21 protein-coding genes and 1 tRNA gene are annotated in these 20938 nt (G+C 70.6%); 10 read left to right on the top strand and 12 right to left on the bottom strand.

Annotated elements, in window-relative coordinates:
- Window positions 1-1556: FAD-binding oxidoreductase (locus EW117_RS16015; protein WP_340641094.1), on the top strand; the 1556-nt coding region annotated here is incomplete at its 5' end.
- On the opposite strand, the gene EW117_RS16010 is transcribed toward EW117_RS16015, so the two are convergent.
- The 4 genes from EW117_RS16010 to EW117_RS15995 all read right to left on the bottom strand — a co-directional run bounded on the left by EW117_RS16010 (window position 1446) and on the right by EW117_RS15995 (window position 4651).
- Window positions 1446-2210 (bottom strand): SDR family NAD(P)-dependent oxidoreductase, encoded by a 765-nt coding sequence (locus EW117_RS16010; protein ID WP_129787693.1) that lies wholly within the window; start codon window positions 2208-2210, stop codon window positions 1446-1448. The two genes, EW117_RS16015 and EW117_RS16010, sit on opposite strands and share 111 nt — an antisense overlap.
- 24 nt (window positions 2211-2234) lie before the next feature.
- The gene (locus EW117_RS16005; RefSeq protein WP_165362713.1) at window positions 2235-2489 is read right to left on the bottom strand and encodes an anti-sigma factor family protein; all 255 of its coding nucleotides are present in this window, start codon (window positions 2487-2489) and stop codon (window positions 2235-2237) included.
- Window positions 2486-4036, bottom strand: a complete 1551-nt coding sequence (locus EW117_RS16000; protein ID WP_165362712.1) for an MFS transporter — start codon at window positions 4034-4036, stop codon at window positions 2486-2488. Before EW117_RS16000 ends, EW117_RS16005 begins: the two co-directional genes overlap by 4 nt.
- A 138-nt stretch (window positions 4037-4174) precedes the next feature.
- Window positions 4175-4651 (bottom strand): protein-tyrosine phosphatase family protein, encoded by a 477-nt coding sequence (locus EW117_RS15995; protein WP_129787690.1) that lies wholly within the window; start codon window positions 4649-4651, stop codon window positions 4175-4177.
- Between the two features lie 82 nt (window positions 4652-4733).
- Between EW117_RS15995 and EW117_RS15990 the strand changes: the two genes are divergently transcribed.
- A complete protein-coding gene (locus EW117_RS15990; RefSeq protein WP_129787689.1) occupies window positions 4734-5315 on the top strand; it encodes a dihydrofolate reductase family protein in 582 nt (193 codons plus the stop codon).
- A 33-nt stretch (window positions 5316-5348) separates the two neighbouring features.
- Window positions 5349-5903 carry a hypothetical protein gene (locus EW117_RS15985; protein WP_129787688.1) on the top strand — a complete coding sequence of 185 codons (555 nt, stop codon included), beginning with the start codon at window positions 5349-5351 and terminating at the stop codon, window positions 5901-5903.
- An 83-nt stretch (window positions 5904-5986) separates the two neighbouring features.
- On the opposite strand, the gene EW117_RS15980 is transcribed toward EW117_RS15985, so the two are convergent.
- The gene (locus EW117_RS15980) at window positions 5987-7582 is read right to left on the bottom strand and encodes a beta-1,3-glucanase family protein (protein WP_242504326.1); all 1596 of its coding nucleotides are present in this window, start codon (window positions 7580-7582) and stop codon (window positions 5987-5989) included.
- A gap of 236 nt (window positions 7583-7818) precedes the next feature.
- Between EW117_RS15980 and EW117_RS15975 the strand changes: the two genes are divergently transcribed.
- Window positions 7819-8712 carry an alpha/beta fold hydrolase gene (locus EW117_RS15975; RefSeq protein ID WP_129787686.1) on the top strand — a complete coding sequence of 298 codons (894 nt, stop codon included), beginning with the start codon at window positions 7819-7821 and terminating at the stop codon, window positions 8710-8712.
- On the opposite strand, the gene EW117_RS15970 is transcribed toward EW117_RS15975, so the two are convergent.
- The gene (locus tag EW117_RS15970) at window positions 8703-10184 is read right to left on the bottom strand and encodes a DUF1349 domain-containing protein (protein ID WP_129787685.1); all 1482 of its coding nucleotides are present in this window, start codon (window positions 10182-10184) and stop codon (window positions 8703-8705) included. The genes EW117_RS15975 and EW117_RS15970 overlap by 10 nt on opposite strands.
- Before the next feature lie 86 nt (window positions 10185-10270).
- Between EW117_RS15970 and EW117_RS15965 the strand changes: the two genes are divergently transcribed.
- The 3 genes from EW117_RS15965 (at window position 10271) to EW117_RS15955 (ending at window position 13197) form a co-directional block, all read left to right on the top strand.
- Window positions 10271-11464 (top strand): sensor histidine kinase, encoded by a 1194-nt coding sequence (locus tag EW117_RS15965; protein ID WP_129787684.1) that lies wholly within the window; start codon window positions 10271-10273, stop codon window positions 11462-11464.
- Window positions 11461-12117: a response regulator transcription factor gene (locus EW117_RS15960; RefSeq protein WP_129787683.1), complete on the top strand. Its 657-nt coding sequence runs from the start codon at window positions 11461-11463 to the stop codon at window positions 12115-12117. Before EW117_RS15965 ends, EW117_RS15960 begins: the two co-directional genes overlap by 4 nt.
- Window positions 12118-12249: 132 nt before the next feature.
- Window positions 12250-13197 (top strand): sulfotransferase family protein, encoded by a 948-nt coding sequence (locus tag EW117_RS15955; protein WP_165362711.1) that lies wholly within the window; start codon window positions 12250-12252, stop codon window positions 13195-13197.
- 290 nt (window positions 13198-13487) lie between these two features.
- Here the strand turns inward: EW117_RS15955 and EW117_RS15950 are convergent.
- From EW117_RS15950 to EW117_RS15930, 5 genes are all read right to left on the bottom strand, one after another.
- Window positions 13488-13559 (bottom strand) — tRNA-Val (locus EW117_RS15950).
- A gap of 81 nt (window positions 13560-13640) precedes the next feature.
- Entirely contained in the window at window positions 13641-14489 is an 849-nt protein-coding gene (locus EW117_RS15945) for an aminotransferase class IV (RefSeq protein ID WP_129787681.1), read from the bottom strand.
- Window positions 14490-14502: 13 nt separating this feature from the next.
- Window positions 14503-15093, bottom strand: a complete 591-nt coding sequence (locus tag EW117_RS15940) for a dihydrofolate reductase family protein (protein ID WP_129787680.1) — start codon at window positions 15091-15093, stop codon at window positions 14503-14505.
- 60 nt (window positions 15094-15153) lie between these two features.
- Complete coding sequence (locus tag EW117_RS15935) at window positions 15154-15540, bottom strand: VOC family protein (RefSeq protein ID WP_129787679.1); 387 nt, start codon at window positions 15538-15540, stop codon at window positions 15154-15156.
- The gene (locus EW117_RS15930) at window positions 15537-16385 is read right to left on the bottom strand and encodes a helix-turn-helix domain-containing protein (RefSeq protein ID WP_242504325.1); all 849 of its coding nucleotides are present in this window, start codon (window positions 16383-16385) and stop codon (window positions 15537-15539) included. The genes EW117_RS15935 and EW117_RS15930 overlap by 4 nt, the downstream gene beginning before the upstream one ends.
- 208 nt (window positions 16386-16593) lie before the next feature.
- Between EW117_RS15930 and EW117_RS15925 the strand changes: the two genes are divergently transcribed.
- Genes EW117_RS15925 through EW117_RS15915 form a run of 3 tightly spaced genes read left to right on the top strand, consistent with a single transcriptional unit; the run spans window position 16594 to window position 19899 of the window.
- Window positions 16594-17931: an ABC transporter substrate-binding protein gene (locus EW117_RS15925; protein WP_129787678.1), complete on the top strand. Its 1338-nt coding sequence runs from the start codon at window positions 16594-16596 to the stop codon at window positions 17929-17931.
- A gap of 28 nt (window positions 17932-17959) precedes the next feature.
- Window positions 17960-18964 (top strand): carbohydrate ABC transporter permease, encoded by a 1005-nt coding sequence (locus EW117_RS15920; protein WP_129787677.1) that lies wholly within the window; start codon window positions 17960-17962, stop codon window positions 18962-18964.
- On the top strand, window positions 18961-19899 hold the full coding sequence (locus EW117_RS15915) for a carbohydrate ABC transporter permease (protein WP_129787676.1): 939 nt from the start codon (window positions 18961-18963) through the stop codon (window positions 19897-19899). Before EW117_RS15920 ends, EW117_RS15915 begins: the two co-directional genes overlap by 4 nt.
- 8 nt (window positions 19900-19907) lie before the next feature.
- On the opposite strand, the gene EW117_RS15910 is transcribed toward EW117_RS15915, so the two are convergent.
- Window positions 19908-20927: a LacI family DNA-binding transcriptional regulator gene (locus EW117_RS15910; protein ID WP_129787675.1), complete on the bottom strand. Its 1020-nt coding sequence runs from the start codon at window positions 20925-20927 to the stop codon at window positions 19908-19910.
- Window positions 20928-20938: the final 11 nt, after the last annotated feature.

Below are 20938 nucleotides of genomic sequence, written 5' to 3'. Positions count from 1 at the left end.
CGCGCGCCCCCGGCGCGGCCGCCCCGGGTGGGTCCGCACCGGGTTCCGGGGAGTGGGCTGGGCTGCGCTCGGCCGTCGCGGGGCAGGTCGTGCTGCCCGACTCGCCCTCCTACGAGCGTCTCCGCAAACCTGCCGTCCCGCTGTTCCACGACACCCGGCCGCAGGCGGTCGTGCTGTGCGGCACTCCCGCCGACGTCGCCGAGACACTTGCGTTCGCCCGCCGGCACGGACTGCGGGTTGCGCCGCGCAGCGGCGGGCACTGCTTCGCCGGTCGTTCCTCGACCGACGGGATCGTCGTCGACCTGTCGCCGATGAGCGCCGTCGACGTCGTCGACGGGGTGGTGACCGTGGGGGCGGGAGCTCGGCTCGGCGACCTCTACGCCTCGCTCGACGCGCGGGGACTGACGGTTCCCGCAGGATGCGGCCCCGACGTCGGGATCGCCGGGCTCACGCTCGGCGGCGGGCTCGGCGTCCTCGGCCGCAGTTACGGGCTGACGTCGGACCGGTTGCTCGGCGCGCGGGTCGTGCTGGCTGACGGCCAGGTGGTCGACTGCGACGCCCGGCACCACGCCGATCTGTTCTGGGCGCTCCGCGGGGCCGTCGGGGGCAACTTCGGCGTCGTCACGTCGTTGACCTTCGCCAATGTCCCCGCACCGCGCGTCACGACGTTCCACCAGGTCTGGGCCAACGAGCACGCGGCACGCGTCGTCGGCGCGTGGCAGCGGTGGTCACCGGACGCGCCCGACCGGCTCGCGGCCAGCCTTCTCGTGACCGTCCCCGCCGACGTCGTGCGTCCGCCCGTGCTCAACGTGTTCGGCATGCTCGTCGGCGGTGAGCCCGAGGTCACCGACCTGCTGGACGCGTTCACCGACCTGGCCGGCGCCGCGCCCGTGTCCACTGCCGCCGCGCCGGCATCGTACGCGGGGGCCAAGCGGTACCTCGCCGATCTCGGAGCGCGGATGGCGGGTGCGGCGTTCGAGCACGGTCACAGCTTCAGCAGGTCGGAGTTCTTCGACGCCCCGCTGCCCGACGCCGTGGTCGAGGCGCTGGTGCGCAATCTCGGCGACACGCGGCGCGGCGGCCAGGCGCGCGAGCTCGACTTCATGCCCTGGGGCGGTGCCTACAACCGGGTCCCCGTCGACGCCACGGCGTTCCCGCACCGCACCGCGCGGTTCCTGGTCAAGCACGCGGTCGTCGTCGAGGGCGACGCGTCGCGCGACGAACGCGAGGAGGCACGCGCCTGGCTGCACCGCTCGTGGGGGATCGTGCACCCGTGGGGGTCTGGCGGCGTGTACCCGAACTTCCCCGACCCAGATCTTCCGTCGTGGGCGCGGGCCTACCACGGCCCCAACTTCGAGCGCCTTCGGCAGGTCAAGGCGGCGTACGACCCGGACGGCTTCTTCCGGTTCCCGCAGTCGATCCCCGCACCCCGGACGGGACACGACTCAGTCGACACTCATTCCACCGGTGAGGTCCGCGACCGTTCCCGACATCGCCGCGGCGCCGTCGGATGCCAGGAACGCCGCCGTGGATGCGACGTTCTCCAGGGTCGGTAGTCGCTTGAGCAGGGTCATGTTCTCGATGAGACTCCGGAACTCGTCGGGTGCCATCGGGAAATCCGGATCGGGACCGAGCGTGTCGCCGATGCGATGCGGCCTGATGCACACGACGCGGACGCCGTGTGGGCTGAGCTCGGCTGCCAGCGTGCGGGAAAGGCCCTCGATGGCCGCGCACGCCACGCCGAACCCGCCGGTGGACGCGATCGCCAGTCGTGCCGGGGACGCAGAGAGGGTGAGGACGACACCGGAACGCTCCCGCACCATGTACCGCGCGGCGGCGCGCGCCGTCAGGAACTGGGCAGTTGTCCAGGTGACGATGGGCGAGAGGAAGTCGTCGCGATCGATGTCCGTCAGCGAGACTCCCTGCACGGCCTTGAACCCGATCGCGTTCAGCACGACGTCGATACGGCCTGCCTCCTGAACGACATCGGAGACATGGCGGTTCACGGCGTCCTCGTCGAGCGCGTCGACCCTGGCCGCGGACGCCTTCCCACCCGCCGCACCGATCTCGTCGGCGACCGCCTCGACAGCAGCGAGGTTGCGACCGCTGAGAAAGACCTGCGCGCCCTCGTCGGCGAAGGCCCGGGCCACCGTACGGCCGATCGCACCGCCGGCCCCGAAGACCAGGGCGACCTTCTGTTCCAGCAACATGTTCCCACCTCGTTATCTGTTCGGTCACCGGCGCCGTAGGCGGCGGAACGTTGTCATGAGCCGGTCGGTGGCGAGGGGGTCGGCGTTGGTCACGTCGTCCTCGGTGAGGCGACCGGTGAGGTTGATGACGGTGCGCCATTGGGCGACTGCAGCCCGGCAGCCCGGGCATCCGGCCAGGTGTTCTTCGGCTGCGACGGCCACGTCCTTGGGCAGGGTGCCGTCGAGATAGGCGGTGATCTCCTCGACGAACTCCGCGCACGTCAACTCAGGCACGCTCACGCCTGCCTCCCTTCGAGATGGTGCTCCATGCGGGCCCGAATCGTGCCCCGGGCCTGACCGAGCAGGGCTTGCTCCTCCGTCGGGCTCAGCCCGAAGGAGGAGCACACGTCGGCCTGAGAGCGCTTCTCGACGTCGCGCATGATGACCACTCGCCGTTGTGGCAGCGGGAGCTCGAGAACTGCGACGCGGATCTGGGCGAGCGCGTCATCGCCCAGGCTCGCCCATTCGACCGGCGGGTCGGCCCAGTGGCCGGGCCAGTCCGGATCGTCGGGGAGCCGGAACCGGTCGGCGGCGAAGGACGGGTCGACGATGGGTTTGGGCGCTGGGACCGGCGCCGCTTCGGCAGCGACCGGCCTGGCGGGTTCGCCGGGCAGCACGATCACGGCGAGGACCGCGCCGACGGCGGCGACCACCACCAGCAGCCAGCCCGCGGTGTGTACCCCGGCCGCGTCGGTGATGAATCCGATGACGAGCGCGAAAGGGATGAACGTCAGCCAGGTGAGGGTGCTGACCCCGGACGCGACGCCGGCGCGGATGGTCGACGGGATCGCGTCGTGCAGCCGTCGTAGCAGCGGGATGCTCAGCGCGACGACGAGCAAGGTCAGCACGAGCTGCGCGATGATCACGACGACGGCCGCACGGGTCGAGGCCAGAGCCGCGGTGCACGCAACCATCACGATGCCCACCAGCACGATCACCCACCGTGACCTGAACTCAGGACGCGATCCGAGCACCCCGCCGAGCCCGAGCCCGGCGGTCAGCCCGGCCCAGTGCGGCCCGTACAGGACCGCCGGCGCGGCGAGCGCGACCATCCACAGCGGACCGAACTCGATCATGACCTGTGCGAGCAGCGACGTGAGCACGATCAGCGCGACGACCGGGCGCAACCGGCCTCGATTCAGGATCGTCCGGTAGGTCGTCACGATCTGCCGGCGCAGCGGCACCGGCTCGTCCGAGCGTTGCAGGCGCGGTTCCCGCAGCAGCGCCACCGCGACGCCGGCAGCGACGATGAACGGGATCGTGAGGAAGTAGGTCGCGCGCAGCGGTAGCACCGCGGCGATCGCGCCGCCCGCCAAGGCGCTGGCTACCAGTCCGACGCTCTCCACCAGCCGCAACCGGCCGATCGACCGCTCGAACGTAGCGCTGTCACCGGTCTCCTCCAGGACCGTGTCGTAGACGATGGAGTCGAACGTGCCCGACTGCATCGCGAGGAACACCCCGAGAAATAGTGCCGCCACCAGGTAGGTCACGACGTTCTGGCTCAGCCCGCCGAGGGTCACGCTGACCACGAGCGCGGCCAGGGCCACCATGCTCACCCCGCGGCGGCTCCACCGATCGGCGAGAATCCCCGACGGCGTCTCGAGCAGAGGCACTACCGCGGCGTAGACCGCCGCCATGACCCCGATCTCGGCGGCATCGAACCCGATACTCGTCATGAACAGCTTCTCGATCGGGACCCACAAGGCGACGTTGTAGAGAAACGCTGCCGCGTACACCGGGGCCAGTCGGCGCCACGGAGAAGCCACCACCAGGCCGGGAACGGCCACGGCCCGTCTCATCCCGGCCGACCGCCGCACAGGCGGGCCGATGCTGCGAGGAGCACAGGCATCACGCGGCGGTGAGTCTTCACGCTGCGCCTCCTCGAACGACGATCGTGCCAATCGTCGGCCGGGATCAGCTGCCCGTCATCCGTCCCCGGACGTAGCCTCACCTACGTCCACCTGCGTAGCGGCTGAGCACACCTCGGCGGTGGAGACCCACCGTCGCTGGCGCCGGGTCTCCACCGCGCGAGGCCGGTAGTGTTCGCGGACCCACGCGACCGCGTCGTCCGGCGCAACCCCGCTCATGATCGCGAGGATCGCCATCGCCGTACCGGTCCTGCCGACCCCACCGCCGCACGCGATCTCGACCCGCTCGGACTCCGCGCGTGTGTGGGCCTCCCGCAGGGCGGTCACTGCCTGCTCCGTCGAGTCGGGCAGGCGGAAGTCGCGCCAGCGGACCCACCGGTACTCCCATTCGGGCCCCTGCGGGTCGCGGCCGAGCAGGTAGACGGCGAAGGCCGGGGCGGGGGAGTCCCGGCGCGAACGGCGCAGTCCCGTGCCGCGGACGCGCCGGCCGTCGGGGAGCTCAACAACGCCGTCGGCCATGTCCCACTGGCTCATCGCCCCAGCGTAGTGAGCCGCGACCGATGAGTCCGCGAGCCCGCTGCGGTCGGACAGGCATCGGAACCGGAAGGAGCCGGCAATGAGCAAGGTCTTCACACACATGACGATGTCGCTGGACGGGTTCATCGCGGAACCGGATGGCCAGATCGGAGAACTCTTCGAGTGGTACGAGTCCGGGGACGTGACCGTGCCGAACCCGAACGAGAGCGTCACCTTCAAGGTCGACGAGGGCAGCGCAGACGTACTGCGCGACATCCTCACGAACACCGGGGCACTGGTCTCGGGCCGGCGCCTGTTCGACATCGCGGACGGGTGGGGCGACAACCACCCAGTGGGCGCCCCGGTCGTCGTGGTCACCCATCGCACGCCCGAGAACGCGGACAGGTGGCCGAGGACAACGTTCGCCGGCGATGTCGGCACGGCGATCGCCCGGGCCGGAGAAATCGCAGATGACAAGGACGTCGTCATCGCGAGCGCGAACGTGGCCCAGCAAGCGCTCACGCTCGGCCTGGTCGATGAGGTGTGCGTAAGCCTCGTGCCGGTGCTGTTCGGCGAGCGGATTCCCTACTTCGCGAACCAGGGCGGCCACCAGCTCCTGGAGGACCCGGTGGTCGTCCAGGGGCGCCGCGCCGTGCACCTCAGGTACCCGGTGCGACGCTGACGAGCCGGGCCCGTGCGTGCCAGGATGGGCGACATGGCGACGAACTCTCGCATCCGGGCCGTCGAGCGCGCGACCGGCAGAAGCTGGGACGAGTGGCTCGAGTACTTGAGCCGCATCGGCGCGCCCGAGATGACGCACCACGAGATCGCGTCCGCCGTCCTCGGTGAGCTGGACGGCAAGGTCGACAACCTCGGGTGGTGGGCGCAGTCGACCGCGGTCGCGTACGAGCAGTACATCGGACGTCGCATACCCGGCCAGCGACCCGACGGCACGTTTCAGACGAGCGTCAGCAAGTCGACGACGCTCGGCATGGAGGCCCTCATGAAGGCCTGGACCGACTTCGCCGCCGGCAATGCGGACGTGGAAGCGCTCGTCGAGGGTGAGGTCCGGGTCAGCGGCACGGAGAACCGCATCACCTGGCGTGCCAAGGCCCGCGAGGGCGAGTCCGTCATCGTCATCAGCGAGCCCAAGAAGGGCGGGACCGCCTCGCTGGTCGTGCAGCACATCGGGTCCCCGACGCCTGAGCGCAACGACGAGGTCAAGGCGACGTGGCGGGAGATCGTCGGCCGGTTCGTGGCCGGTCTCTAGCCGTTCGCTGGTCGAGCACGCCCTCCGCTGGTCGAGCTTGTCGAGACCCCGGGTCTCGACAAGCTCGACCGGCGACGGCGGACCTAGAAGGTCCAGCGCTGCGCCTCACCGCCGGAGCAGGAACGGATCTCCAGCCGCTGGCCGTCGTGCAGGGGCGTGCCCCCGACCGCCGTCAGGCACTTGCCCGACTGCGGGTTCACGAGGGTGCGGTTCGCGGACTGGTACGTCCAGTTCTGCGCCGCGGTCCCGTTGCACGTCCACAGCTGCACGACGGCGCCGTCTGCCGTGCTGCCGCCCGACACGTCCATGCACCGGCCCAGCGCGCCGATCGTGGAGCCCGACCGGGTCCAGGTCTGGGCGGCGTTGCCGCTGCAGTTCACGATCTGCAGCGGGTTGCCGTCGAACGAGTCGGCCCACGGGACGTCCACGCACATGCCGTTGGCCGCGCGCACCGCGCCCGTGCCCTGCGGGAGCGGGGACGTGCCGCCGTCGCCGCCTCCGCCGTCGGACCCCGCGATCGGTGTTGCCGCGCCCTGGAACGGGTCGAGCTGGATGTAGGCGGCGGACGGGTTGCCGTCATGCACGAGCGACTCCTGCGCCAGGACGTCGTCGAACGCGAAGCCGTAGGCCTTGCCGTTCGCCATCTGCTGGTGGATGTACTTGGAGTAGTAGTCGGTGACGGACTCCTGGTAGAAGCCGGACGTGCTGGTGCCGGGCTGCGTGGTGGTGGTCAGCAGCGTCGAGCGGTGGAAGCCCGCGCAGAGCGTGCGGGCGATGGCCCCGATGTCGTTGTTCGGCGCGGCCAGGTCGTTGTAGCAGCCGAAGATCGAGTCGCTCGACGGCTTGCGGAACTCCGTGACGAACGCGCCGGAGGAATTGGTGAACCGCATGACGCCGTTGACCACGCGGCCCGTGAACCGCGCGGCCGGGTCGTAGGAGTAGGGCGCGACGGTCAGCGGCTCGTTCGCGTACTTGGCCCATACCCGGTCGACGTAGCCGGCCAGGATGTTCGCGTCCAGCTGCCCGGTCCCGATGGCGTGGCTCGGAGCCAGCACGCGCAGCAGCGAACCGTCGGGCGCGCGCTGCGCCAGGTTTCCCCACCCCGGGGTGCCGGCCAGGGCGTTGACGACGTTCTGATAGCCGTCCGGCTTGAGCATCCCGGTGCTGATCACCGTGCCGTCCGCCTTCCGCAGGCCCGTCTGGTACGGGGCGGAGAGAAAGTCGACCTGGGTGCTGTTGATCCACAGGCCGTCGTCGTTGAGCGTGAACTCGGTCCAGCTGAACAGCTTGTTGCGGTTCGGGTCGCTCGGGTCCTGCACCGCGGGCTGGACCAGCCGCCCGTCGTTGACGATCTTGAACGAGAGCTTGCTGCCGTAGGAGAAGTACACCCGGCCGGACATCTTGGGCAGCTGGATGGTTTTCGACTGCCCGTTCGCCGGGCCCGCGATCGAGGCGTCGGGGGCGTCCACCGGGGTGCCGCCCACCGTCGGCCACGGGTGGAACGTGCCTGCGGCGTCGGACCAGCCGAGCCGGCCGGTGCCCGGGTCGCCGAGGACGTAGACGAAGACCTGGTCGCCGCGGTCGGAGTCGTTGGTGATGGTCAGGGGGATCGTGGCGGGGACCGCCGTCGCGGGGGAGGGCTGGGCGACGACGAGCGCGGTAGCGGTGATCGCGAGCACGCCGAGAGCGGCGATGGTGTTCAGCAGTCTGCGGGGCCTGAGCCTTCGCGTACGTGACCGTGCAGGTGACATGGGGAGATCTCCTCGTGTTCCGTGGAGTACGTCGCTGTACTTACTGGACTGTCAGTGCGAGACGGATATTAGTGAGGAAACCTGACTATGTCACTGGCCTGGCGCGAACTGTGAGTGGACGGCAATCCGGCTAGCGTCGGTGGGGAAGTGCCGAGGAGGGTCAGATGGCGGCGATCTACAAGCCGCGCCACCGCAGCATCTACGTGAACGGCCTCGAGATCTTCTACCGGGAGGCCGGCGCCGTGGACAGGCCGTGCGTGCTGCTCCTGCACGGCTTCCCGAGCTCGTCGCACCTCTTCCGGCACGTGATGTCGCCGCTGGCCGAGGTGAGCCGGGTCATCGCGCCGGACCTGCCCGGCTTCGGGTTCTCCGACTCCCCCGGCGTCGACGAGTACGAGTACACGTTCGCGAACCTGGCCGACACCGTCGAGGCGTTCCTCGCGCAGGTCGGCGTCGACCAGTTCTTCGTCTACCTGCACGATTTCGGAGCCCCGGTCGGGTACTACCTCGCCACGCGGTATCCCGAGCGCGTCCTCGGGCTCATCGTGCAGAACGGCAACGCCCACGAGGACGGCCTCGGCAGCCAGTGGGACAGCGCCCGGGCGTACTGGGCGGACCCGTCGGAGGCCAACCGCGCCCGTCTGCCCGAGTGGCTCAACTTCGAGGGCGTGCGCGACGAGTACGTGAGCGGTCTGCCCGAGCGGGTCCGGGTGCTCCAGCCGCCCGAGTCGTGGCACCTGGACTGGGAGCGGATGACGCGGCCGGGCAACCTGGACGCCCAGTTCCGGCTGTTCCGCGACTACGCGAGCCACGTCGCCCGATTCGGCGAGCTGGCCGAGTACCACCGGATCCACCAGCCGCCGTGCCTGGTGCTGTGGGGCCGTCATGACACGTACTTCGACCTGGCCGAGATCATGGGTTACGCGAGGGTGCTCGACCGGCTGGAGATGCACGTGTACGACGCCGGCCACATGCTGCTGGAGACCCATTCGCCGGAGTGCGCGACGGTGATGGGGGCGTTCGTCGGGGACGTCGCCGCCACCGGCCGTCAACTCTGATCGAGGCGGGCCTCCACCCGGCGGATCGCCGCCCACCAGACCGCCACGAGGTACACGCAGAGGACCGCAAGGCCGACCCACGCGGGCAGTGGGAAGTAGCCGTTCGACGGCGCGAAGTGGGCCACCACCTGCGGGTATTCGACGCCGGTCTGCTGGACCGCGAAGGCCGCCGCCGGGGTCACGCGGAGGATCCACCGGTCCACCTCGTCCGGCAGGAACGGGTTCGTCGCGACGACGTAGGGGATCACGGTCAGCAGGAGCCCGCCGAGAACAGCCGCCCAGCCGCGGCGGAGCAGCGCGCCGAGGCAGTAGGTGAGGACCGTGCAGAGCGCGGTGACCACAGCCAGGCCGACGATCACCCGGGTGCCGGTCAGGAGCGTCAGGTGCGGTACCGGGACCTCGTGCGAGCGGAGGATCGCCTGACCCCCGAGGACCGCCGCGCCGACCGCTACGAGCACGGTCGAGAAGCTCGCGGCGGCCAGCACCGTGGCCCGGGCCACGAACGTCCGGCGCGACTCGGTGGCCGTGGTGCGGGCCCCCCACCGGGCAGCCACCACGACGAGCGGGATCAGGCCGATCGGCAGCCCGAGGAGCAGCAGCCGCAGCAGATTGAAGCCCTCGTCGCTGAGCGGTCCGATGTCGCCCGTGCCGCTCACGGTGATCTCGCCGGCCGTCTCCGACGAGCCGGACCGCTGGTGGTCCTTCTCCCAGTCGGTCTGGTTCATCGCGCCGACCGACTCGCTGCGCCATGCGCCGTCGGCCGCACCCTCCAGCGAGACATGGTCGAAGACGCCGCTGGCCTGCGTGAACCGCACGGTCTCGACCGAGCCACCCACGCCGACCGGATCCAGGGTGAGGTCGCCGGGCGAGGTCGCGAACAGGCCGACCTGCGCCGTGTCCGGAAGGCCGTCCAGGGTCGCGGTCCCGATCTCGTCCCACTGCTCGCCGTCGGCCGACTCGTAGCCGGTGATGTCGTCGCCGTCGCGCGTGAGGCGCAGCCATCGCGGCGACTCGGGCGTGGCCTGACCCGGGCCGCCGGCGACGTCGTGCGTGTAGTCGTGCTGCATGCGTACCCCGTGCTCGCCGGTCATCATGACCGCCGCGTACGCCGAGCCCTGCTCGGTGCCGTCCTTGACGATGATCCCGGTCTTTGCCCAGGGCACCAGGCCCGAGACGATCTCGTCGTGGTCCGGCGGGGGATAGGTGATCGTGCCGGTCATGTCGGTCAGCCGCACCGTGATGCTCCCCTCCGGGCCGAGGTCTCGGTGCACGAACCAGAACCTGTCGGCGACCGTCGAACCGTCCGCGGCGGTCGGCGCGACCGGGCACGGCCCGGGGCACGAGGAGCGGACGCCGAACGCGGGCAGGAAGCCGAGGCCGATCACGGCCACGGCGGCGAGCGCGAATGCGACCAGGCGGCCCGGGCGCCGGAGCGCCCGCCATTCCCGGTGCAGAAGTTGTCTGCTGAACATGCCGTCGGTTCTACGCGGGGACGGGTGACCCGGCCCGAACGGCGGCCGTTATCTCGCTGTTGGGTCCCACCAGGCATGCTGTGGGCATGTTCAAGCTGCGCGACGGCACGGTGGGGCTGCGGTTCACCCTCCTCTACGCTGCCGCATTCCTTGCCTGCGGGGCCGGGCTGCTGGCCCTCGCGGGCGCGTTCTCGGGCGTCGAGTTCTCCAGCGTCGCGCCGGCACCCGGTCAGGTGCCGACCGGTGACCCGGCCGAGCAGCGCATCCACGCGCTCGAAGCCCAGATCACCGACCTGAAGGCCGACTACGCCCGGCAGCTGCTGCTCGGCTCGCTGCTGGCGCTCGCGGTCATGGCCGCCGTCTCGCTGCTGATCGGGCGCGCGATGGCCCGGCGGGTGCTGCGCCCGCTGCGCACCATCACCTCCACGACCCGCGAGATCTCGGCCGACGACCTCGACCGACGGCTCGCCGTCACCGGCCCGGACGACGAGGTCAAGGACCTCGCCGACACGATCGACGGGCTGCTCGGGCGGCTGGAGGCGTCCTTCGACGCCCAGCGCCGCTTCGTCGCCAACGCCTCGCACGAGCTGCGGACGCCGCTGACGACCATGCGGGCCCTGGTCGACGTCGCCGCCGCCAAACCCGATGCGCCGTCGCCGACCGTCGCGCTGGCCGACCGGCTGCGACCCCGGCTCGACGACGTGGACCGGCTGCTCGACGGCCTGCTGGTGCTGGCCCGCGCACAGCACGGCGCGCTCGACGACGTCGAGCCGGTCGACCTGGCCGTCCTCGCCGACCAGGCCGTGACCGACCGCGCGGCGGCGATCGCGGCGAAGGAGCTGAGCGCCACCCGGGAGCTGTCCCGTGGCACCGGCGTCCGCGGCGACGTCGCGCTGCTGGCGCGGATGGTCGACAACCTCCTCGACAACGCGGTGGTCCACAACGACGCGGGCGGCTGGATCCGCGTCGTGACTACTGCCGATGCCGAGGGCGAGGGCGACGTCGACGGCAATGGTGACGGCGACGAGGTTCGGCTCGTCGTGGAGACCGGGGGACCGGTGCTCGACCAGCGGGACGTGGACGAGCTGGCGCTGCCGTTCCGCCGGCTCGGCGGCGACCGTACCGGTTCCGACGCCGGCACCGGCCTCGGGCTGTCCATCGTGGCGTCGATCGCGGCGGCCCACGGCGGGCGCCTCACGCTGACCGCCCGGCCGCAGGGCGGACTACGCGCCGAGATCGCGCTCCCGTTCGTCCGGGCGACAGCCGAGGTCGGGGTATGAGGCTCCTGGTCGTCGAGGATGCTCGGGCGCTCGCGGCGGTCGTCGCCGAGGGCCTGCGCGACCAGGGCATGGCTGTCGACGTCGCCCACGACGGTCTCTCGGCCGCGGGCAAGCTCGACCTCACCGCGTACGACGTCGTGGTGCTCGACCGGGACCTGCCCGGGCTGCACGGCGACACGCTCTGCCGGATGATCACCGAGCGGGACGAGCGCCCGATGGTCATCATGCTGACGGCCGCGGGGTCCCCGGGGGACCGCGTCGACGGCCTGTCGCTCGGTGCGGACGACTACCTCGGCAAGCCGTTCCACTTCCCTGAGCTGGTGGCCCGGGTCCAGGCGCTGGCCCGGCGCAAGCCGGACGCGCGCCCGCGCATCCTGCGGGCTGCGGGGATCGAGCTCGATCCGGTGCGCCGGACCGTCGTGCGCGACGGACGGCAGCTGGGTCTGTCGGTGAAGGAGTTCGCCGTGCTGCACGCGCTGCTGCGCGCGACCCCCGGGTTCATCAGCGCAGAGCGGTTGCTCGAGCAGGTCTGGGACGAGCACACGGACCCGTTCACCAACACGGTGACGGTGACGATCGGGCGGCTGCGGCGCAAGCTGGGTGCGCCGCCGGTGATCGCCACGACTCCCGGCGTCGGCTACCGGATCGTCTGAATCCTCGCGCCGTTTGCGCGGCGAAAGAAGATGCACCTCCCGGTGCCGCCGTGCCCAGGAGGTGCATGGTGGCGTAGCGTGCCACGCTGAGACAGACGATTGGAGGCACCTGACGTGCTCACGGTGCGAGAGATGCGCACACAGCTTGCCCGCCGACTCGGTACGACGCTCGAGAAACGCGCGGGCGTCCGGGTAATACGTGTTCCCCGAGCCACTGTCGATCAGCCGAATGCTGCCCGCGATGGTGCGGGTGGAGGCGGCGCGGGCGGAGGCGGCGAGGCGGGCGGCGCCAGCCGGCCGCGCAAGATTCGCCCGCCGGCCGATCCGGAGACCGACCGCCTCCTGGTCGCTCCCCTCTTCGTGCTCTCCGGGCCACGCTCCGGCTCAACGCTGCTACGCATGGTGCTGGACAGCCATTCCGAGCTGCATGCCCCGATCGAGACGCACGTCCGGCGGCTGTCGGTTCGGTTCAACACCCGGCTGGCTCGCTCCGCGATGGACGCTCTCGGGCACAACATCCCCGACGTCGAGCACATCCTGTGGGACCGGCTGCTCCACCGTGAGCTGCTGCGCAGCGGCAAGAAGACCGTCGTGGAGAAGACTCCCAGCAATGTCTTCGTGGCCGACCGGTTCGCGAAGTGCTGGCCGGACGCCCGCTTCCTCTTCCTGCTGCGGCACCCCTTGTCCATGGCGCAGTCCTGGCACGACGCGGACCCGCCGCGGCGGCCCATGAACCGCGCCATCCACCACACGCTGAAATACATGGAGGCGCTTGAGAGTGCACGTCAGCGGCATGACGGTCTCACGGTGCGCTACGAGGACCTCACCACCGAGCCGGAAGCCGAGACCCGTCGCATCTGCGACTATCTCGACGTGCCCTGGGAGCCAGGCATGATCTCCTACGGCCAGCAGGAGCACGGCGAGCTCCGCAAGGGCATCGGCGACTGGCGCGAGAAGATCCGCACCGGCACGATCCAGCCCGGGCGGCCTCTGCCCCGCGCCGACGAGGTCCCGCGCGACCTGCGCGCGATGTGCGAGCGCTGGGGCTACGACGGGGTGTCGGCCAAGGGCGGGGGCTGAACGCGGAGCCACCCGTATGCGTGTGGGGCGCAAGGGCAGTGCTCTACCTGGATGCACGTTCAGTGCTCGGCGTCAGCTCGACTGCCTTGAACCATGCCGCCGAACCGCAACTTGACGATTGACTCGGGCGCCGAGTCGATAGAAACGCGTCAATGAGGACCCTCATGGACGTGCAGCTTGCGGTTCGGCGCCCCTGGGGACAACTTGCGGGTCGGGGGCGGAGGCGCGTCCGCCAACGAGAAAGGCCCCCCGCTCAGCGTTTCCGCTGGTCAGAGGGCCCTTCTACACGGTGGGCGATACTGGGATCGAACCAGTGACCTCTTCGGTGTGAACGAAGCGCGCTACCCCTGCGCCAATCGCCCGTGCTGCTCACCCCGTAGGGCGTGCGTGGACGATATTAGCCTGGTTCGAGCGCGGATGCGAAATCCAATAGCCCGGACGGGTCAGGGATCGATCCGCTCGCGCATGTTCCGCTCGAACAGGTCGCGCGCGGCGGCCGAGAGCTCGCCGACCTGCAGGTCGACGCCGTCCAGCCACACCGTCGGCTGCACGTTGCGCACCGAGCCGGTCAGCAGCATCCGCGCCTCGCCCGCGCTGACACGGTCGAGCACGGAGAACGGCAGCTCGCCATCCTTCGCCTCGCGCACGGGCAGCCCCTCCTCGGCGCCCCACTCGAGCAGCAGCTCGCGGGTGATCCCGGCGAGGCAGCCCGAGCTGAGCGGGGGAGTGACCAGCTCGCCGTCGATCTCGAGGAACACGTTGGAGCCGGTGCCCTCGCACAGATCGCCCTGCGTGTTCGCGAGCACCGACTCGTCGCCGCCCTTCTTGATCGCGTCGGCGAGCGCCACGACGTTCTCGGCGTAGGACGTCGTCTTCAGGCCCGCCACCGCGCTGTTCTCGTTGCGCGTCCAGGGGGAGCGCGCGGCGCGCCCGGTGTGCACGATAACGGCGGCGGAGGCGGCGACCACCACCGTCTGCGGGGTGTCCGATCGTCCGGAGCCGAGCGGCCCGATGCCGTCGGTCACGGTGATCCGCAGGCGCCCGGCGTCGGGCGCGGCGGCGAGGACGGCGTCCACGCCGCCGCGCACCTTGTGCAGGTCCAGACCTGCCATACCCATGCCCGCCGCCGACCGCTCCAGGCGCGCCAGGTGACGCGTGAGGGCGAACGCCTGACCGTCGAGGACCGCGCAGGTCTCGAAGACGCCGTCGCCGACTGTGATGCCGTGGTCGACCGCGCTGAGCGCGGCCTCGTCGGGCGCGACCATGCGCCCCTCTGTCCAGATGACCGTCATGACGCCCAGTCTGTCACCGGCGCAGGGTGATGTGGGTGACCTCCGGCGTGTGCCGTACGGAGGTGGAGCCGAACTCGATGGGCGGGACGCCGTCGAACACGCGGGTGCCCGAGCCGAGCGTGAACGGCACGACGTGCAGGCGCAGCTCGTCGACGTATCCGGCGGCGAGGTACTCGTTGAGCGTCGTGGCTCCGCCCGTGATGGAGATGTCGCCGTCGCCCGCGGCCGCCCGGGCCTGTTCCATCGCGCTCTCCAGGCCGTCGGTGACGAAGTGGTACGTGGTGCCGCCCTCCATCGGGACCGGGTCGCGCGGGTAGTGGGTGAGGACGAAGACGGGCCCGTGGTACGGCGGGTTGTCGCCCCACCAGCCCTTCCAGTCCAGGTCCCACGGCCCGCGGCCGGCGGTGAACATGTTGCGGCCCATGATGTACGCGCCGGCTCCGACGATCGCGTCCACCTCGGCCTTGTGCTTGTCCTCGTACTCGAACATCCAGGTGTGCAAGCGTTCGCCCGCGAGCGGCCCGAACGGGTACTCGAGGCTCTGGTCGTGCCCGGCGGAGTAGCCGTCGAGCGAAACTGCCATGTCTGCTTTGACGATTCCCATGCCGGTACGACGACGGAGGCCGCCAGAACTCATCGACGACTCAGCGCATCCCCCGGAGGCTCAGCCCTCGCCCCGGTAGCTCCCGAAGCTCCACAGGTTGCCCTCCGGGTCGCGGACCACGCAGGACCGGCCGCCGTAGTCCTGGTCGGCGGGCTCCCTGAGGCTGGAGCCTCCGGCGGCGAGGGCCGCCTCGTAGGTGCCGTCGACGTCGTCGGTCACGGCGTAGGCCGAGCCGGTCCCGGCCTGGTCGGGCCATCCGGGGCGCGGCTGGTGGGTGCCGAGCATGATGCCGCCGCCGCCCGGCCAGCTCAGCTCGGCGTGGTGGACCACGGCGGGGTCGGCGTCGTCCCGGTAGATGGCGCTTTCGGTGAAGCCGACGGCCTTCGGCCAGGCCAGGCCCGCGTCGGCGTCATGGTAGGTCAGGGTCACCCACAGTCCGGTGCTCATCGTGTTCCTCCTCGGTCGGGTGTCTCCCACGATGCCCGGGGCGGGTCGGCGACGTCTTGAACGAACGGGAGCTCTTCGCGCATCCAGGTGGACGGAGTGCACCCGCCGAGCGCCACCCATTCCCGGGTCATGTGGGCGTGGTCGGCGTATCCCGCGGACGCGGCGACGTCGGCCAGGCTGACTCGCCCGGATCGGGCGGCCACCACGAGCGCGCGGCGCGAGCGTGCGAGGCGGGCGACTCGACGCAGGTCCCGGGGCGTGAGCCCGCACTCGGCTCGGACCAGATCCTGCAGGTGGCGGCGGCTCCATCCCTGTTCGGCCGCGACCTCGCGGACCTGACCGCCACCGGCGATGCGGGCGAGCGCCCGCCCGATCTCCGCCCGTGGCCGCGGCTCCCCGCCCCGGGCGAGCCCTTCGACCAGCGCACGAGTGACTGTCGCACCGTCGGGGGACTCCGCGAGCATCTCGGGCAGGTGCGCGAGGTGTGGCGCGATGTCGGGCAGGCTCACCAGCTCGCCTGCCAGCTCGCCCGCGGGTACCCCGAGCAGCGCCCGGGCGCCGCGCAGCGTGAGGGAGACGCTGACGCCGCGCTGCCGATCGCCGTGGTGGATCGCGGCAGGTCGCGTGTGCAGCCCGGACACGCACGACCAGGCCCGACGCCGGGAGCCGTCCTCCCCGGCCCACGAGACGTCGATCGGCTCGCCGAGAGCCAGCTCGAACGTCAGCCCGGTGCTGGGCATGCCCCGGTGCAGGCCCGGTGCGCCCATGTCGAGGTCGTACGGCACGACGGCGGTGACATAGGGAGCGAGGACCTCCGGGACGCCGGAGGCCGGGGCGCGGGTCACGTCTCCACGGTAGTCGTCGCCTCCGACACCCGGCCAGCAGCGACTTCTGGGATAACGTTGCTCCTCGTGTCCCGGTGCCTGTGGCCAGGCTCAACGCCAGAAATGAGACGGTACCTTGACACCGGGGACCAGGCCGCTAACCTGAGAACGTTTTCCTGCGCCGACCGCGGCGCAGCTCAAGGACGAGAACTTCTCAAGGGAGAGAGCCATGATCAGATCACGCGCCCGCTGGGCCACCGCAGGGCTGGCCGTCACGGCGCTGGCCGGCCTGAGCGCCTGCTCGGCGGGGGGTGCGCCCGCGGCCTCGACCGAGTCCGAGGGCGAGGCCGCCGGCCCGGTCAGCATCGAGGTCTGGGGCTGGAACGCCGAGACCGGCGAGCAGATCGTCGACGCCTTCAACGAGGCACAGGACGACGTCGAGGTGAAGTACGTGCTGCAGGCCAGCAACGTCGCCACGCAGACCAACTTCCAGAACGCCATGGAGGCCGGCTCCGGAGTGCCGTGCCTCGTGCAGGGCTTCGCGCCGCTGACCACGATGGTCGTCAACGGCTGGGCGCAGGACATCACCGAGCAGGTCGAGGGCTCCGCCGACCTGTACAACGAGGGCGCGCTCGCCGCTGCCCAGGTCGACGGCCGGTACTACGGCCTGCCGTCCGGGTCGGACGGCCAGTTCTACATCGTGAACCAGAAGCCGTTCGAGAAGTACGGCGTCGAGGTGCCGACCACCTGGGACGAGTTCGTCGAGGCGGGCCGCGAGCTCAAGCCGCACGGCGTCGACATCACGAACCTGGCCGGCGAGGACCCGAGCAGCCTGATGAACCTGGCCCAGCAGGCGGGTGCCGAGTGGTTCGCCATCGACGGTGACCAGTGGGTCGTCAACTTCACCGACGACGGCACGCTGGCCGCGGCCGACGTGTTCCAGCAGCTCATCGACGAGGACCTGGTCTCGAACCAGACCTACATGGACAAGCCCGCACTGCTCAAGTACTTCGACTCGGGCAAGATGGCGTCCGTCACGACGCAGTGGTGGTCGCTCGGCGGCTACCAGGTCGGCTTCACCGACTCGGCCGGCGACTGGGCGGCGCACCCGATCCCGCAGTTCGCGGACGCGGCGGAGCCGGTGACCCCGGGCCGCACGGCGCCGTCGTTCGTGCCGGAGGGTTGCGAGAACCCCGAGGCCGTCATGGCCTACACGGACTGGCTCACCACCCCGGAGGCCGTCGAGGCCGGCCGGAACAAGGAGACCGGCGCCGTCAGCTTCCCGACGCAGATCCAGGACCCGGCCCCCTACGTCGAAGAGGTCATCCCGAAGGACTTCTTCGCCGACGAGAAGGCTGCGGGCGAAGAGATCGTCGCCGCCCAGGAGACCGTGATCGGCAAGTTCGAGCTCGGCCCGAACTACGACGCCTGGTTCCCCGAGCTGCAGGACCAGTGGGGCAAGGCCGTCGCCGGCAAGATCACGCTCGAGGAGGCCATGACGGCCGTCGAGGAGTTCGTCGCCTCTGACCTGGAGAGCAAGGGCATCTCCTACACCGTCGCCGAGTGACCCACTGACCCACGAGGGGAGGACGCCGATGTCCGTCAACACGCAAGACCACCACACCACCGCGCGAGAGCCGGTCCCCGGCTCGCCACCCGGCGGGCGTGCCCGGAGCGGCTCCTCCCCTCGTGGGCGTGCCCCGTTCTGGAACTGGCGCACCGCACAGAGCGTCAAGGGCGCTTCGCTCACCTTTCCGTTCCTGGCCGGCTTCGCGCTTTTCGTCATCGTGCCGGTCGCGATGGCCCTGCGGGAGAGCGTCTACACCACGAAGTCCACGGGCGGCCTGGGCTTCGGCGGCCAGACCGTGTCCTTCGCCGGGTTCGACAACTTCGCCGCCGGCCTCGTCGACGGCTCCTTCTGGAGCGGGATGCTCAGGGTGTTCCTGTACGCCCTGGTCGTGGTCCCGCTGACCCAGGTGCTGAGCCTCGTCCTGGCCCTCCTGCTCGACGCCGCACGCCGCCGCGCCGCCGCCCAGTTCCGGATCTTGCTGCTGCTTCCCTACATGGTGCCGGGCGTCGTCGGCACCATGGTCTGGATCTTCCAGTACAGCCCGACGGTCGGGCCGCTGACCCCGTTCTTCGAGTTCCTCGGGCTCGACGTCAACTTCTTCTCCAGCTCGATGGTCTGGACGTCGATGGGCAACCTCGCGGTCTGGGGTTCGCTCGGGTTCACCATGCTCATCCTGTACGGGTCGCTCCAGTCGGTGCCCCACGAGATCTTCGAGGCCGCGCGGCTCGACGGCGCCTCCGAGCTGCGGATCGCGTGGTCCATCAAGGTCCCGTTCGTGCGCGGGTCGCTCGTCCTGACGTCGCTGCTCTCGATCATCGGCACGCTGCAGCTCTTCGACCAGCCCCTGCTGTTCCGGGCGGTCACCCCCGAGACCATCACGCGCGACTTCACGCCGGCCATGATGATCTACGACCAGGCGTTCAAGGTGGGCAACCTGAACTACGCCACGGCTCTGTCGGTCATCCTCGCCGTCGTCGTCGGTGTCGCTTCCGCGATCATCTACCGCTTCATCAACAGGGAAGAGCCATGAGCGACACGACACTGGTGCCCGACGCCGCCGTCGGCGAGACCGCGCGCAAGCCAGGACGCCGTCGCCGACGGGTCGACGACTACTCCTCCGTGGCGGAAGCCCGCGGTGCCTCCCGCTGGGTCGTCCTCGGGGTGCTGGTCGCCCTGGCGCTGTACGCCGTCGGGCCGCTGTGGTGGCTGGTCGTCGCGGTGACGAAGAACCAGCGGGACCTATACACCACCAACGGGCTCTGGTTCAGCCAGTTCAACCTGTGGCAGAACCTGGGCGACCTGTTCACCTACCAGGACGGGATCTTCGTCCGCTGGCTGTGGAACACCGTCGTGTACGCCGGGCTCGGCTCGCTCGGACTGACGCTGGTCGCGCTCGCGGCCGGCTACGGCATCGCCAAGTACAAGTACCGCGGGCGCGGACTGACGATGGGCCTGATCATCGCGTCGTTCCTGATCCCGGGCTCGCTCATGATCGTGCCGTCGTTCATCCTCTTCGTGAACCTCGGCCTGTACGACACCATCTGGGCGATGATCCTGCCCGGGATGTTCGGGTCGTTCTCCGTCTACCTCGCCAAGGTCTACGCCGAGGGCGCGATCCCGACCGAGCTCATGGAGGCCGCCCGCATCGACGGCGCCGGCGAGTACCGGATCTTCTTCTCCATGGGCCTGCGCATGCTGTCCACGGCGGGCGCGACGATCTTCCTGCTGCACTTCGTGTCGTCGTGGAACACGTTCATGTGGCCGCTGGTCTTCCTCAAGGGCGTCGAGAAGTGGCCCGTGATGCTCGGCATGTACTCATGGCTGTCGCGCGGCACCGACAGCACCGTCGACCTCACCAGCCTGGTCCTGACGGGATCGCTCATCTCGACCATCCCGATGGTGGTGCTCATGATCGCGATGCAGCGCTACTGGCGCTCGGGCGTCACGCTCGGGAGCCTCAAGTAGTGGGCGGCTCAGCCCTTCGGCGGAGCCGTCGACTCGCGCACCACCAGCTGCGGCGCCGTGACCGACGACGCCGCGTCGTCCTCGCCGTCGATCACCTGGGACAGGAGGCCGAACGCCCGGGCGCCGAGGTCCTCGAAGTCCTGGTCCACGGTGGTCAGGGACGGGCGCCACAGGGCGACCAGCGGCTGGTCGTCGAAGCCGATCACGGAGATGTCGCCCGGGACGTCGATGCCCCGGTCGGACAGGGCGCGCATGAGGCCCAGCGCTATGTCGTCGTTGGCGCAGAAGACGGCGGTGACGTCGCTCATCCCGGCGATCCGCTCGCCCCACCGGTAGCCGGCGCTCGCGTCCCAGTCGGCGCGCATGACCTGCGGCACCGGCGCGTCGGCGGCGTTGAGGGCCGCGCGCCAGCCGTCCGTGCGGCCCGAGTGCTTGCCCTCGGTGGGGCCCGCGATGTGGTGGACCGTCCTGTGGCCGAGGTGGAGCAGGTACTCGGTGGCCTGGCGGCCGGCGGTGCGCTCGTCGATCAGCGCGGCGGGGACGTGCCCGGTGCGGCGCGAGCCGCCGCCGGCGACGACCACGGGCAGCCCCTCGGGCAGCGCCTTGACGGCGTTGATGCCCGCGCGGTCGAACTCGAGAACGATCACGCCGGCGGTCGGCTGCGCCAGGGTGAGGTCGATGGCGGCGCGGACGTGCTCGTCGTCGCCGGACTCCACGACCGTGATCGACACCGTCATGCCGGCGCGGCGGGCGGCGGTCTCGACACCCTGCAGCGTACGCGCGTAACCGTAGTTCGCGGTCGCGCCGGCGAGCACGGAGACGAGCGTCCGCTTGCCGGAGCGCATCGAGCGGGCGGCGCCGTTCGGGCGGTACCCGAGCGCCTGCACCGCTTCGTTGACACGCTGGGCGAGCTCCGGCGCCACGTACTTCGAGCCGTTGAGGACCCGGGAGACGGTCGGCACGGAGACCTCCGCCGCCCTGGCGACATCGGCGAGGACGGGGGCGCGGTACGACTTCGGACTGGCCATGTCGCTGAGCA

It is taken from the genome of Promicromonospora panici, assembly GCF_900608595.1.
Lineage (GTDB): Bacteria > Actinomycetota > Actinomycetes > Actinomycetales > Cellulomonadaceae > Promicromonospora > Promicromonospora panici.
The sequence above is the reverse complement of the archived record's forward strand: the minus strand, read 5'-3'. Positions and strand labels throughout refer to the sequence as shown.

Bases quoted from the DNA above. Each gene is read 5' to 3' on its own strand.
- EW117_RS16010 (WP_129787693.1), bottom strand. From the start codon at position 2,210: ATGTTGCTGGAACAGAAGGTCGCCCTGGTCTTCGGGGCCGGCGGTGCG.
- EW117_RS15995 (WP_129787690.1), bottom strand. From the start codon at position 4,651: ATGAGCCAGTGGGACATGGCCGACGGCGTTGTTGAGCTCCCCGACGGC.
- EW117_RS15990 (WP_129787689.1), top strand. From the start codon at position 4,734: ATGAGCAAGGTCTTCACACACATGACGATGTCGCTGGACGGGTTCATC.
- EW117_RS15985 (WP_129787688.1), top strand. From the start codon at position 5,349: ATGGCGACGAACTCTCGCATCCGGGCCGTCGAGCGCGCGACCGGCAGA.
- EW117_RS15975 (WP_129787686.1), top strand. From the start codon at position 7,819: ATGGCGGCGATCTACAAGCCGCGCCACCGCAGCATCTACGTGAACGGC.
- EW117_RS15970 (WP_129787685.1), bottom strand. From the start codon at position 10,184: ATGTTCAGCAGACAACTTCTGCACCGGGAATGGCGGGCGCTCCGGCGC.
- EW117_RS15965 (WP_129787684.1), top strand. From the start codon at position 10,271: ATGTTCAAGCTGCGCGACGGCACGGTGGGGCTGCGGTTCACCCTCCTC.
- EW117_RS15960 (WP_129787683.1), top strand. From the start codon at position 11,461: ATGAGGCTCCTGGTCGTCGAGGATGCTCGGGCGCTCGCGGCGGTCGTC.
- EW117_RS15955 (WP_165362711.1), top strand. From the start codon at position 12,250: ATGCGCACACAGCTTGCCCGCCGACTCGGTACGACGCTCGAGAAACGC.
- EW117_RS15945 (WP_129787681.1), bottom strand. From the start codon at position 14,489: ATGACGGTCATCTGGACAGAGGGGCGCATGGTCGCGCCCGACGAGGCC.
- EW117_RS15940 (WP_129787680.1), bottom strand. From the start codon at position 15,093: ATGGGAATCGTCAAAGCAGACATGGCAGTTTCGCTCGACGGCTACTCC.
- EW117_RS15935 (WP_129787679.1), bottom strand. From the start codon at position 15,540: ATGAGCACCGGACTGTGGGTGACCCTGACCTACCATGACGCCGACGCG.
- EW117_RS15925 (WP_129787678.1), top strand. From the start codon at position 16,594: ATGATCAGATCACGCGCCCGCTGGGCCACCGCAGGGCTGGCCGTCACG.
- EW117_RS15920 (WP_129787677.1), top strand. From the start codon at position 17,960: ATGTCCGTCAACACGCAAGACCACCACACCACCGCGCGAGAGCCGGTC.
- EW117_RS15915 (WP_129787676.1), top strand. From the start codon at position 18,961: ATGAGCGACACGACACTGGTGCCCGACGCCGCCGTCGGCGAGACCGCG.
- EW117_RS15910 (WP_129787675.1), bottom strand. From the start codon at position 20,927: ATGGCCAGTCCGAAGTCGTACCGCGCCCCCGTCCTCGCCGATGTCGCC.